The 14,452-nt window shown below is 41.5% G+C and carries 8 protein-coding genes; all 8 read right to left on the minus strand.

Going from position 1 to position 14,452, the window contains the following annotated elements; genetic code table 11:
• Window positions 1–11: 11 nt before the first annotated feature.
• A complete protein-coding gene (locus BXY82_RS02185; RefSeq protein ID WP_133756540.1) occupies window positions 12–2,237 on the minus strand; it encodes a GH92 family glycosyl hydrolase in 2,226 nt (741 codons plus the stop codon).
• On the minus strand, window positions 2,234–4,567 hold the full coding sequence (locus BXY82_RS02190) for a GH92 family glycosyl hydrolase (protein WP_133756541.1): 2,334 nt from the start codon (window positions 4,565–4,567) through the stop codon (window positions 2,234–2,236). Before BXY82_RS02190 ends, BXY82_RS02185 begins: the two co-directional genes overlap by 4 nt.
• 141 nt (window positions 4,568–4,708) lie before the next feature.
• On the minus strand, window positions 4,709–6,055 hold the full coding sequence (locus BXY82_RS02195; RefSeq protein ID WP_133756542.1) for an alpha-L-fucosidase: 1,347 nt from the start codon (window positions 6,053–6,055) through the stop codon (window positions 4,709–4,711).
• Window positions 6,056–6,096: 41 nt separating this feature from the next.
• Window positions 6,097–7,407, minus strand: coding sequence for an alpha-L-fucosidase (locus BXY82_RS02200; protein ID WP_133756543.1), 1,311 nt, complete (start codon window positions 7,405–7,407; stop codon window positions 6,097–6,099).
• Between the two features lie 3 nt (window positions 7,408–7,410).
• Window positions 7,411–9,741, minus strand: coding sequence for a glycoside hydrolase family 20 protein (locus tag BXY82_RS02205; RefSeq protein ID WP_133756544.1), 2,331 nt, complete (start codon window positions 9,739–9,741; stop codon window positions 7,411–7,413).
• A gap of 45 nt (window positions 9,742–9,786) precedes the next feature.
• Complete coding sequence (locus BXY82_RS02210; protein WP_133756545.1) at window positions 9,787–10,806, minus strand: isoaspartyl peptidase/L-asparaginase family protein; 1,020 nt, start codon at window positions 10,804–10,806, stop codon at window positions 9,787–9,789.
• 12 nt (window positions 10,807–10,818) lie between these two features.
• Window positions 10,819–13,065 carry a GH92 family glycosyl hydrolase gene (locus BXY82_RS02215; protein ID WP_133756546.1) on the minus strand — a complete coding sequence of 749 codons (2,247 nt, stop codon included), beginning with the start codon at window positions 13,063–13,065 and terminating at the stop codon, window positions 10,819–10,821.
• A gap of 65 nt (window positions 13,066–13,130) precedes the next feature.
• Window positions 13,131–14,444 (minus strand): sugar MFS transporter, encoded by a 1,314-nt coding sequence (locus tag BXY82_RS02220; protein ID WP_133756547.1) that lies wholly within the window; start codon window positions 14,442–14,444, stop codon window positions 13,131–13,133.
• Window positions 14,445–14,452 lie beyond the last annotated feature (8 nt).

Here is a 14,452-nt window from a genome sequence, read left to right on the forward strand (position 1 = left end):
GGTTTGTTTTATTATTTCAATATAACTTTCAGGGTTTTCCCATTTACCAAATCATCATGATTTATAAAATAGCCCTTATGTTTTTTTCCGTTGATTAAAATGTGATCGATGCGACCGTTACTGTTGGTTTCTTTTTCAATAACCAACGCACTATTCTTGTAATATTTTGAATCCAGTTGAATGGTAATCTTATCGAACAACGGTTTGGTAATGGTATAAACAGGTTCTCCGGGAGCGATTGGGTAAAAGCCCATCATGGAATACACCACCCAAGCAGACATAGTGCCGGTATCATCATTCCCAGGGATGCCATCAGGCGTGTTCTTGAAATGTTTTCTAACCAATTTTTCTACCATTTGCTGACTGCGCCACTCTTCGCCTTTTACATAATTAAAAAGGTAAGGATAAGCAATATCAGGTTCGTTGGCCATATCAAATTGGTCCGTATCGAAAATCTTTTGAAGCTGATCTGTAAACGCTTTATTGCCGCCCATCAACTTTTTTAGCCCATTGATGTCGTGCGGAATCATAAATGCATATTGCCATGCGTTCCCCTCTATAAATCCAACATTCTCAGTAAAGTTAGCTCCCGCGTTAGGATCGAAAGGTTCGTACCACTCGCCATTTTGCAATCGTGGTCTCAACAATCTTAAGTTTTTATCGAACAATTTTCTGTAAGATAAAGAGCGATCTTTAAATCGCTTGTAATCATCTTTCTTCCCTAATGCGTTCGCCAAGATTGCGATGGCGTTATCGGCGGCATTATACTCTTGAGTGGTCGAAACCGATCCACCATGATCCGTTGTTACAAATCCCTTTTCAATATAATCTTTCAAACCTGGACGCAGCGGGTTATTTTCCAACTGATCTGCACTTTTTAGCATCGCTTCATAGGCTTTATCAACATCAAAATCGCGAATGCCTTTCATATACGTATCCGCAATGACAATACTCGCTGGGTCGCCCACCATGGTAAAGGTTTCGGTGGAATTCAATTCCCATTTTGGCAACCAACCGTTTTCATCATACATATCCAACATACTATGAATCATATTATTCTGCTGCTGCGGATAAACGAGCGATAACAATTGGTGCACATTACGATAGGTATCCCATAAGGAAAAGACGGTATAGCGCGTTCCATCAGTATTACCGATGTTTCCTGTTTTAATTTCAGGATAGTCGCCGTTAACATCATTTAAGGTATTCGGATGGATTTGCGTATGATACAAAGCGGTATAAAAAACTGTCTTATCGTCTTCAGAACCACCTTCTACTTTGATTCTGGAGAGTGTCTCATTCCACGCATTGTAGGTGTCTTTATATACGTCTTCAAATGTTTTGTTACTCGTTTCCTTTTCTAGGTTTTCACGGGCGTTAGCAATACTCACGTAGCTCACTCCAATTTTAACTTCAACCGTTTCGGACTTATCAAAATTGTAAGTAAAATAGCTGCCAATACTATCACCAACCACCATTTTGGTCGATTTCTCCATCAAACGTGTTTTGCCATTATAACCCATCCATTGTGCTTCCACACCCTTATAAGTTGCTGGTTTTTTCCAAACCCCAAAATTATCGGCTGGTTTTGAAAATTGAGCGACAAAATAAACCGGATAAGCCGCTTCAGGGCTGTTATAGCAAAATGATCCAACGGAACGCATGCCTTCAATTTCAGTTGATGATACAACTTGCACCATAGCGCCTTCCTCGTTGGTCAACCCTAAACCAAGATTCAATAAGACATTCGCCTGCCCTTTTGGAAAATGAAATTTACTCACCCCAACTCTAGTTGATGCGGTAAACTCTGCTTTCACCTTATATTTATCGATTTCCGTACTGTAATAGCCAGCTTTTGCAACTTCATTTTTATAAGTAGAACCGTAGTTCAGGTGATTGGTTTCTAATTCGCCCGTAGTTGGCATCAACAATAACACGCCCAAATCTGGACAGCCCACACCACTCAAATTGACGTGGCTAAAACCGGTTAAAAACGTATTTTCATTAACATACGGATTGGACAACCACTGACTGTCTTTTTCGAGAGGTAAATTTTGCGGACCAGCCACGTTAAACGGACTGATACTCGCCATTCCCCTTGGTGCAATGGGGCCAGGAAACGTCGCTCCGTAATTGGAAGTGCCAATAAACGGATTCACATAATCTGCCGGCTTCTGTGCCACAAGGCTAGAAGTGCCACAAAACATTAGAAGAATAAATAAGCTAAACTGTTTCATTTTTTAGGTTTGTTTTTTGACGTGCTCAAGGAATACGGCACGCTTTCATTTGCAGCACCCCAACTTTTATTGGGAGTGTTGCCCATATTAAATTCTAAGACACCGCCATTTTGCAGGGCATCAAATTTTAGATAGGTGTTATTATAGGTTTTTCCATTCAATTCGGCATTTTGAATGTAGACATTCGATTCTGAATTGTTGTTGGATTTGATTTCAAAGGTGTTTCCGTTTTCTAAATGGAGGGTCGCTTTTTTGAAGAGCGGACCCCCAATTACATATTCGTCCACGCCCGGGGTTACCGGATAAAAGCCTAAGGCACTAAACACATACCAAGCCGACGTTTGGCCATTATCCTCATCGCCACAATAACCGTCAGGCGTAGCAGCATACAATTTTGCCATCACGTCCCTAACTTTCTCTTGGGCTTTGTAGGGTTGATTGGCATAATTGTACAAATAGATCATGTGCTGAATGGGTTGGTTCCCGTGCGCATAATTGCCCATGTTGACGATTTGCATTTCTCGGATTTCGTGAATCGTAAATCCGTAGTAAGACGCGTCAAATTTTGGTGGCATGTCAAAAACCTCATCCAACTTGCCCACAAATTGTTCCTTGCCGCCCATCAAATCGATCAAGCCTTGAATGTCATGAAACACTGACCAGGTGTAGTGCAAACTATTGCCCTCCGTAAACGCATCGCCCCATTTTAAAGGGTTGAACGGACTTTGGAAACTGCCGTCCTTGTTTTTACCGCGCATCCAATTGGTAGACGGGTCAAACAGGTTTTTGTAATTCATGGATTGCTTAAAGTACTTTTTCGCCAGTTTTGTATTGTCCATTTTCTCCGCCATTTGCGCAATGGTAAAATCGGCGTACGCATATTCTAAGGTTCTGGCGGCATTTTCGTTGATGTCTACATCATAAGGCACGTAACCTAAGGTGTTGTAATAGGTCAAGCCGGCCCTTCCCACAGAATTTACGGGACGTCCATCAGCAACAGTAGCGTTTTTTAGGACCGCTTCAAATAACACTTTAGCATCCATTCCTGGAGCACCTTTTAAATAAGCATCGGCAATGATAGGTGCCGAATTGGAACCAATCATCACATCACGATGTCCTGGACTTGCCCATTCTGGCAGCCATCCTGACTCTTTATAGGTTTTCGCCAAGCCTTGCATGATTTTGCCGTTGAGCTCAGGATACATCATATTAAAAAATGGAAATACGGCTCTAAAAGTGTCCCAAAATCCATTATCCGTGAACATATAGCCCGGTAATACTTGTCCGTTATACGGACTGTAATGCATCACTTTATGATCAGCATCAAACTCGTAAAATTTTCTTGGGAATAACAACACACGGTAGAGCGAGGAGTAAAAGGTTCTTAAATTATCAATGTTGTCATCTTCAATTTGAATTCTACCCAATTCGGTTTCCCAAGCATCCTTCGCCTTCTGTTTTGTAGTTTCAAATGGATCTGATCCTATTTCTCTGGACAGATTCAATTGTGCTTGCTCAGGACTGATAAACGATGACGCCACTTTGACATGGACCACTTCCCCTTTTTGGGTTTTAAATCCGATGATGGCACCCACGTGATCACCTTCGCTATCTGTGGTGTTTTCAACCAATTGCCATCCGTCCTTCCAAGTGTGGTTGACTTCAAAATCTTTATCAAACTCGGCGACAAAATAGTTGTGAAAGTTCTCAGGCACACCTCCACTATTGTTTCTGGCGTAGCCAATTATTTTGCGTTCTTCAGGAATGATTTTCACCATGGATCCTTTGTTAAACGCATCGAGGATGATATAGGAACTGTCCGATTCTGGAAACGTAAATTTAAAATGCGCCGCTCGTTCCGTTGGGGTTACCTCAGCCACCACATCATAATCGGCCAAATACACCGAGTAATGATACGGCGTTACCGTTTCTGCTTTATGCGAAAACCAAGATTCGCGCTCATCTTCCTCAAATTTCAACTCGCCAGTAACGGCCATAAAGGAAAACGCTGCATAATCATTCACCCACGGACTCGGTTGGTGGGTTTGTTTGATGCCTCTGATTTTATTTTCGCGGTATTTATAAGTCCAGCCGTCGCCCATTTTAGAAGTCATTGGCGTCCAAAAATTCATCCCCCAAGGCGTGGCAATGGCGGGATAGGTATTTCCATTTGACAAATCGAAAGACGAGTCCGTCCCCATCAAAGGATTTACAAAATCCACCAAATCCTTACTTGCGATGTAGGTATTGTTCTGTGCGTAGCCATCAATGGCTCCACACACAAAAACCAACAACAGCAGGTAAACTTTTTTAAAAACCAATTTCGTCATTATACATCTCATTTTTGATCAAGCCTCATTCACCTTTTAAAAATCCGCACTTCAAACCAAGTAAAATCAGTCTTGATACGTTGTTCTAGCAGCGCAGCGATCTTAATTCTCTATTCACACAGCGCAGCGGTCTCATGTCTACTAATTCAACTCCACAGCATTCCCATGTCCTCTATACAACACCAACGCATCCTCCAATTCCACTTCAATCAGGGTTACATTCGCATCTAAATTCTTCTCTTGAGGGATTTCAATTCTCAAAATTCCAGGAATATTATTCCATTCTGCACCACCATTTCTTTCAAAGCTCAATTCCTGTCCGCTACCCACGACTTTGATGGATTTTACTTTGTTCTGAATCCCTTTTAATGAAATGTAGTTTTTAGGATTATCAAATAACGCCAAATAGATTTTAGTGTCGTCTTTGCTCAACAAGGTAGGGCCGTAAAAATGTCCGTAAGGCAAGCCTGCTTTGGTACTGAATATAGCCGATTCATGCTTATTAACCCATTCGCCTAAAGCTTCCAAACGTACCAACTGCTCTTCGGCAATAGTCCCGTCAGGTTTTGGACCGATATTCAATAATAAATTCCCTCCGGTGGCAATCACCTCAACAAAAGTTCTGATGATTTGCGATACCGGTTTGTAATTCGTGTCGGATGGGAAATAGCCCCAATTGTCGTTCATAGTCATGCAAAACTCCCAAGCACCTTCTGGTCTTACTACTGGCACACCTTGTTCTGGCGTACTGTAATCGCCGTGAGTTTTCAATCGGGAATTGACAATCACTTTTGGGTTCCAAGCCAATAACGAATCTTTTAAAGATTCTGCGCGCCATTGCTCGCTCGATTTTTCCCAATCGCCATCAAACCAATATAAATCCGGATTGTATCTGGTGCTCAACTCTTTTAACTGTCCATCATTAAATCTCAAAAAACGTTGCCATGGCGACAATTGATTTTGATTTTTTTGAGGATAGTTTTTTCGCGTATCAGGACGTGGGAACACCACATCGTAATCAGGATGCGACCAATCAATCAGCGAGTAATACAAGCCAACTTTTAAACCTTCTTCCCGCAGTGCATCAACATAAGGCCCAACCAAATCGCGCTTAGCTGGCGTTTTTTCCACAACGTTTAAGTGACTGAATTTGGTATCCCACAACGCCACACCGTCATGATGTTTGGTAGTCAAAACCGCATAACGAGCGCCAATTTTTTTGAACAGTTTTGCCCATGCTTCCGGATCGTAATTTTTGGCAGTAAAATCTTTTCCTTGCGACATATAATCGTCATAAGAAATGCGTTTGTGATACATGGACCACGATTCGCCAATGCCTTTTACGCCATAATAGCCCCAGTGGATAAAGACGCCCAATTTAGCATCTTGAAACCACTCTAATCGTTCTTCTTTGGTCAGTTTTTCTTGCGCCGTTATTTGATTGGCAATTAAAAAAACTAATACGGTGATTACTTTAAAATATCTCATCTCTAATTTCTTAAATTTTTACTGGTCTTCTCAGACAGCTTTTATTTTAGGGTTATTTCAACAATGGTATCAATTTCATTTTGGGCAGCTTCAGGAATTTCCATAAGCAACCCCGCTTTTGTCTGTTTGAATTTGACCGCACGTTTATCAGCGAATAATTTCACTGATTTGATGCGTTCTTTAAACTCAGGAATAACAGAGGCTTTAGGCCGTTTTTCTAACAGGTGAAGGTGAATTGTCTTCCCCTTTTGGGTGGACACCCAAGCATCGGTTGGTGCAATACTTCCGGCTTTACTTCGGTAGATGGTTTCGCCGTGAATGTTCAACCAATCGCCTATTGCAGCTAAGGATTGTACATGTTCCTCTTGGATTTTGCCATTTGGCATTGGGCCAACATTCAACAATAAATTACTTCCAAAACCAGAAGCTCTGACCAATTGCTGAACTAATTCCCGTTTGGATCTATGGGTTTTATCTTGCAAGTCAAACCCCCATGAACCGTTAATAGTGGCACAAACCTCTCTTGGCAACTCGCCAACATCAGAAGCCGCAGTACCAAAACCTGTTTTATTTTCGCCCGGCAAGTCGCGCTCAAACATTTGAAAGTCTTCGCCTGGTTTTAAGGCCACATGATGATTATTTCCAATCAAGCACTGTGGTTGCAAGTCGTGGATAAGTTTATAAATCTCATCATAATGCCAATCTGCATTTACTTTATCCCAATCGCCATCAAACCAAATTCCAGCAATCTCCCCATAGTTGGTCAACAACTCGGTCAATTGCGCTTTCATAAATTTGATATAATTATTCCAATCGCCTTCTTGTCGTCCAGCAATCCCGTTACCCGTTTTTCCTCTCGGAAAATAATCGTCGTTATGCCAATCCAATAAAGAATAATATAAGAACAACTTGATATCTTCCTTCTCACAGGCCTCCGTCAATTGTTTCAAAATATCCTTTCCGTAAGGTGTTTTTTCAACAATATTATACTCAGAAACTTTGGAGTCGAACATGGAAAATCCATCATGATGCCTTGTGGTGATGGTGATGTATTTCATTCCGGCATCTTTGGCCATTTTCACCCAAGCTTCCGCATCAAATTCCGTTGGATTAAAAAATGATGGCAACTTTTCATAGGCATCTATGGCGATATTCTGATTGTTCATCACCCACTCGCCATCGCCCAAAATACTGTACACACCCCAATGGATAAATAGCCCAAATTTAGCCTCATCAAACCATTGACGCGCTTCCAAATTACTTTGCGTAGGCTGATAATCCGTTTGAGCAGAAACCTCGCTGGTAAGTCCAAAGAGCAGTAATGCAATTATTATAATTCGTTTTTTATTCAAAGCTTAATTGATTACAATTTCATCCACAAATAACCACACATCACCTCCGTTTGGAAGTGTTTTCATACTTTCTGCAACCACTTTTACATATCTTACCGACTGCTCATCGAAGGTTATTTTAAAATCTTTTAAATCGAACGACGGATTTTTAGCGAATGGTCTTTTCTCGACGCCTACTTCTTTATAAGATTTCCCATCATTAGACACATACACTTTTACGGCGGTTGGGAAATAAATGCCAGGACCTTGATTTTCTAAAGTTCCTAGAATCACTTCGTGGATTGGCATTTCTTCGCCCAAATCGACCACAGCTTCCATTCCTTTTGCCAACCATGCTTGCCAATGGCCGTCTTGGAAATTTTTAGTACCGCGTAGGGTATTGACCAATCCAAATTCGCCTTCACCTTGATAACGCTCATCATAAATTTCTTTAAACGTTACTTTTTTACCAACGGCTTTATGGAAAGCAATGGTCTTGCTAAATTGAACCCCAACAGGTTGATCATCTTTAAATAATGACGCGTGAATGGTGGTGGTTTTATCAATTTTCAAAGGCTGCGTATATTTTGTGGCCTTATCCGTGAGTTTTTCATCATTCAGACTGTAACGAATATCGGCATCAGTAAACTCGTTCTTCAATTCCACAGAAACTTCTTTGGTTTCCATATCGATTTTAACATCTTCCATCACCAAAAATGCACTTTTCGCGTAATTGACATCTAAGTAGTCATAGCGCTTGAATTGTGATAGGATTCGCTTAGAAAAATCATCCCAATTACGAGATGCCTTCGGGCTCCACACGGCTTCTGACAATGCTGCTAACCTTGGGAATATCATATATTGTGAGTGTTCTTCGGTTTTAATTTGCTCTGACCACACGTTCGCCTGTCCGCCCAACACATGTTTTGCTTGTTCTGGCGTCATCGTTTCTACAACAGGATCAAATTCATACACCTTACTTAACGGTGTGTAACCACCCCACGCTAATGGCTCTAAATTCTGAGGCCCTTGGTAATGGTCAAAATACATATGAGATCCAGGCGTCATCACCACATCATGTCCTTGCTCTGCCGCTTCAAGACCACCGGCAACACCTCTCCAACTCATCACGGTGGCTTCTGGAGCCAATCCGCCTTCTAAAATCTCATCCCAACCGATCAATTTTCTATCGTGTGACGAAATAAAACGCTCCATTCTTTTGATGAAATAGCTCTGTAATTCTTCAACATTCGCCAAGCCTTCATCTTTCATTCGTTTTTGACAGTGCGGACATTTTGCCCAATTGGTCTTGGTCGCCTCATCACCACCAACATGGATATATTCTGAAGGGAACAATTCCATCACTTCCAAAAGCACATTTTCTAAGAATTCAAAAGTAGATTCTTTGCCGGCACAATAAATCTCAGTAATTGGCCAAACGCCGCCAGATGGCACACCGATTGGCGTTTCAAAACAAGATAATTCTGGATAGGCTGCAATAGCACTCATCACGTGCGCTGGCATTTCAATTTCCGGAACCACCTGCACGCCTTTTGATTTAGCATAAGCTACAATTTCTTTAATATCTTCTTGAGTATAGAAACCTCCGTAAGTTGCTTCATCTTCTGGCGTGGTAACTCGCCTTCCATCCCAATGCGCATCTTCCTGATCGTTTCTAAACGCACCGATTTCAGTCAGTTTTGGATATTTTTTAATTTCAATTCGCCAACCTTGATCGTCTACCAAGTGAAAATGAAACACGTTCATTTTGTGCATCGCCAACATATCAATAGTTTCTTTGATGTATGACTTTTCGAAAAAATGACGTGAAACATCTAAATGCAAGCCTCTCCATTTAAAACGTGGCTCATCTTTGATAATTAGATTAGGAATGACCCAATCTGTTTGATTTAAGACCTCTTTACTTTCAATTTCCACCGGCAACAACTGTCTGATGGTTTCCAAACCATATAGAAAACCGGAATATGTTTTTGCTTTGATCGTGACTTTATCTGAATTGACCACCAATTCATAAGCTTCATCGTTCAGGCTATCATCACTGATAAATTCGATATAATTCGATTGTGGTGCTTTCTCAGAAACTTTTAAAGTCCACCCTGCGGCAGATTTAAATTTGTCCGATAAAATAGAAACAATCTCTTTTTGAGACGCCTCTGAAATCACAAACTGTGTGTCGTCATTAAACTCAAATACACCTTCAGCCAATTGTAAGTCGACAGGTTTTGGAATGATGGCAATGTCAGCCTCTGTAAAAACCTTAGTTTCCTTTTTTTCTTGGCAAGACGCCGTGATGACGACTAACATCAGCACCAAAATCCTTTTTAATACACTCATTTTTCTAATTTTTATTTGATCACTACGTTTATTCTCTATTGACTCTTAATTATCCCAAGGCATTTTAAAGGTTGCATCTTCCATTCGATTGCCCTGTGCATCATCACAAACGGCATAATTAAATCCGGAACGTAAGCTATACCCTGCATGTTCGCCATTTTTATTGATGGCGATAAAACCGACTTGCAGATACTCCATGTCTTTATGGTTTTTATGCTTGTCGTAAATACGCTCTACAATTTCCTTACAAGCTTCAAATGGCGATTTACCTTGACGCATCAACTCCACCACCATCGCACTTCCGGCTGTTCTTATAACCGCTTCTCCCAAACCTGTGGCAGCTGCAGCACCAACTTCATTATCTAAGAATAAGCCTGCACCAATGATTGGCGAATCGCCTACACGACCGTGCATTTTCCAAGCTGCGCCACTAGTCGTACAGCCTCCAGAAATATTGCCTGCTTCATCAATAACCAACATCGAAATGGTATCGTGATTTTCCATATTGATGACCGGTTTGTATTTGGATTCTTCCATCCACTTTTTCCAATCCGCTTCTGCTTCTGCCGTTAGGAGGTTTTCTTCCTTAAAACCTTCTGCCAAGGCAAATTGAAGAGCACCTTGACCAGACAGCATCACGTGTGGGGTATTTTGTAATACTTTTTTAGCCACAGAAATAGGGTGCTTGATGCCTTGTAAAAAAGACACTGACCCACAATCGCTATTATGATCCATGATACAGGCATCTAAAGTTACTTTACCTTCTCGATCAGGAAATCCGCCGTAGCCCACACTTCTAACTTCAGGATCTGCTTCAGGAATTTTCATTCCCGCTTCAATAGCATCTAAAGCCGATTTGCCGTTTTTTAACTGTTTCCAAGTTTCTTCGTTCGCTGGCAAACCATGGTTCCAAGTGGAAATCACCAAAGGCTTCACCGCTTTTTTAGTTGGCTTTACTGTTGGTATTACCGCAGTATTTGCAGTGGTACTACTGCAGCTCAAGACCGAACTGATGCCGATAGTTCCTAAGGCTGCTTTCTTTATAAAATCTCTTCTGTCTGACATAACATAGGTGTTTTATTGATATAGTTTTGAGGATGGTGCCATGGCATTGTTCGTGTTTTTATTAGGAGTGTCTCCCATTTTGAACACTAACGTGCCGCCGGCCATAATTTCTTTATGTGTGATGTGATTTCGTTGTATGGTTTTACCATTTAAGGAAATCGATTGAATGTAAATATTGTCTTTTGAATTGTCCAAGGCGGTCACTGTAAAGCTGTTGCCGTTTTCTAAATTCAGTACAGCAGAATCGATTAATGGCGATCCAAACGCATACACCCCTTGTGCAGGATTTACCGGATAAAATCCGAGAGCGCTAAACACATACCAAGACGACATTTGTCCGCAGTCTTCGTTCCCACAATGCCCGTTAGGTTCATTTTTGTATTGTGTTTCCATGATATCGCGGACTAATTTTTGCGTTTTCCAAGGTTTATCAATGTAGTTATAAAGATAGGCCACATGATGGCTCGGTTCATTACCGTGCGCATATTGCCCAATCATGCCTGTACTAAAAATGGGTAATTTATCGTCTGGAAGGGGATCGAATGAAAACATAGAATCGAGTTTTCTTTCGAAAAGTTCATTACCACCAACCCGCTCGGCTAGACCTTCAATATTGTGCTGCACTGACCAGAAATACTGCCAGGCATTGCTTTCGCAAAAATGTGCCGAATATTCTTTAGGAACAAAATCGGCTATAAAAGTACCATCATCCAATTTAGGACGCATAAAAGTGCTTTGGGTATCGTAAACGTTACGCCAATTTTCGGAACGCTTCAAAAATGTGTTATAATCGTCAGTTTTACCTAGTGCCTTGGCGAATTGCGCAATGCACCAATCATCATAAGCGTATTCCAAGGTTTTTGACACCGACCAATCTTCGCCACCCTCACCAACTGGAACATAGCCTAATGCCATATACTTGTCGATTTGTCGAGACGCATCTGTGGCACTGGCAATGCAGGCTTCGTAAGCCAAATCAGCATCAAAATTTTCAACACCTTTAAAATAAGCGTCCACTATCACTGGAAGAGCGTGGTAGCCAATCATCATATTGGTTTCATTACCCTGCATGGACCACACTGGCAAGAGGCCCGTTTCTTTATAATGTGCCAACATGGAGTTGACCATGTCTGACACGCGGTTAGGGTGTACAATGGTATAAAGTGGATGGGCGGCACGGTAGGTATCCCACAATGAAAAGGTATCATACCGATCAAAACTCTTTGCATTCATGATGGAATCGTTCGCGCCTTTGTAGTTGCCATTAGGATCGCTCAATAATGTTGGTGCCAACATGGATTGGTACAGCATGGTGTAAAAGATGCGCTTTTTAGTCTCGTCGGCTACGGTGATGTTGATTTTATTGAGTTGCGTTTCCCATTTCTGTTCTGCTTGATACCTTAAGGCGCCAAAATCAAAATGTGGGACTTCAGTTTCTAAAGATTTATAGGCACCTTCTAAATTTGCCGAAGACACGCCAGTTTTCAGGATGATGACCTCATCGGCTTTTGTTTTATAATCTAAAATGATTTTCGTGTTTTTTGCAGTGACTGGGGAATTACTAAGCGAATCGTTCTTATAAACGTGATAGTTTTTGAAAGGTTTGGAAAGTTGCATCACAAAATAGACCCGCTGATCTCTTGCCCACCCGGTCGATTTCCGATAGCCTTCAATAGTAGTCTCATTAACCACATTGATATGGGTTTCGGTAGGACTGTCCCAATTTAAAGCGTATCCTAAATCGATATGAATCTGCGTACTATCGTCTTTTGGAAAGGTGTATTTATGAATGCCTGTACGTTCAGTGGCCGTCAACTCGGCTTTGATGCCATAATCTAACAAGTCTACTGTATAATAACCCGGAGAGGCGGCTTCTTTATCGTGAGAATAACTTGAAAAAGGTTTGAAACTATTGGCTTCCATGCGCTCAGAAAAGCGACTGTTGGTTGGCATGACCAGAATATCGTAAAGATCGCCAGCGCCGGTTCCTGATAAGTGCATGTGTGAAAATCCGGAAATAATAGAATCTTGATAAAAATAACCCGCAATCCTGTCCCAACCCGGAATTCCGATATCGGGACTCAACTGCACCATCCCGAAAGGAACGGTGGCACCCGGATAGGTATTCCCCGGCCCATCCGTGCCAATAAATGGATTCACGTACTGGGTTAATTTCTCCTGAGGCACTACGGCTTTAGGTGCTTTGCAATGCCACAAAAACCCCATACATAAAAGACCTATAACCGCAAATTTCCTCATAACCCTCAATTCTCTATTTTTCTTTTCTCTCTTCTTTCTTCTCTCTATTCTCCACCTCATCTAACCTACACAATAGCCACTTCCTTTTTGCCATTTTTATACCCAAACCACACAATGTACGCATAGCACAGCACTATAAAAATCAAGGCGTTTTTAAACGCTATCTGATCGGTTAAAAATCCGAACGTTGGCGGAATTATGGCACCTCCCACAATGGCTGTACACAACAATCCTGAAGCTTTAGGCTTCAAATGCCCAATGCCGTCAATAGCTAAGGTGAAAATGGTTGGGAACATGATAGAATTGAACAAACCAACCGCCAAAATACTCCACATGCTCACTAAACCGACAGTACTAATAGATAGTACAATCAAGCTAATGGAAATGGTGGCGAAAATGGCCAAGACTTTTCCTGGTTTCATGATCCGCGTGAGGTAAGCCCCTGCAAACCTTCCAATCATGGCGCCAGACCAATAAAATGTCACAAACACACCTACGACGGCTTTATCGTCTTTATCTGCCAATCCTGAATTTAGTATGGTTTCTGCTATAGATCGCATCATACTGGATTCTTTGATGACCGAAACAAGGTTCATGTCTAAAAAGTAGTTGACCAAATAACTCCCAATGGCTACCTCAGCACCTACATAAAAGAAGATGCCCAATACGCCTTGCATCAATTTTTTATTTTTTAAAGCTTCCATATACGTTCCGGTAGAAGTTTCCGAAATCATGGTCGGTAATTTTGCAAACAAGAAAATAACCGCGATCAGTCCTATAAAAAGTGCCAAACCTAAAAATGGCGTTTGCACGGCTGCAGCTTCTGCAGAGAGGTACGCCTCTTTTGCAGAACTATCTAAAACAGCAATTTCATCTTTTGTCTTTATCACATCACTCAAAATAAATAGAGCGCCGATTGCTGGCGCAATCGCGGTCCCTAAGGAATTGAAGGCTTGCGATAGGTTTAATCTACTCGATGCGCCTTCTTCGGAACCCAAGACAGCCACAAACGGATTGGCGGCTACCTGTAAAATGGTCATACCTCCTGCCAAAATAAAATAAGCCAACATAAAGACTCCAAAGATGCGATAGGAAGCGGCTGGGTAAAACAGCAAACAGCCTAAAGCCATAGTCAACAATCCGAGGATAATTCCCTTTTTATATCCAATTTTAGAAAGGATATAACTTGCCGGAATGGACAATAAAAAGTAAGCCCCAAAAAAGGCGAATTGAACTAGGCCTGCCTGAAAATAAGTTAAGGTAAACAGTTCACGCAATCGCGGAATTAGGGAATCGACCAGCACTGTTATAAATCCCCAAAGGAAAAATAGGATGGTCAATAAAATAAATGCGGAGCGGTATGATTTCTGGTTTGACATAGGTTGTG

The sequence above is a fragment of the Gelidibacter sediminis genome (assembly GCF_004364975.1).
In the GTDB taxonomy this organism is placed as follows: Bacteria; Bacteroidota; Bacteroidia; order Flavobacteriales; family Flavobacteriaceae; genus Gelidibacter; species Gelidibacter sediminis.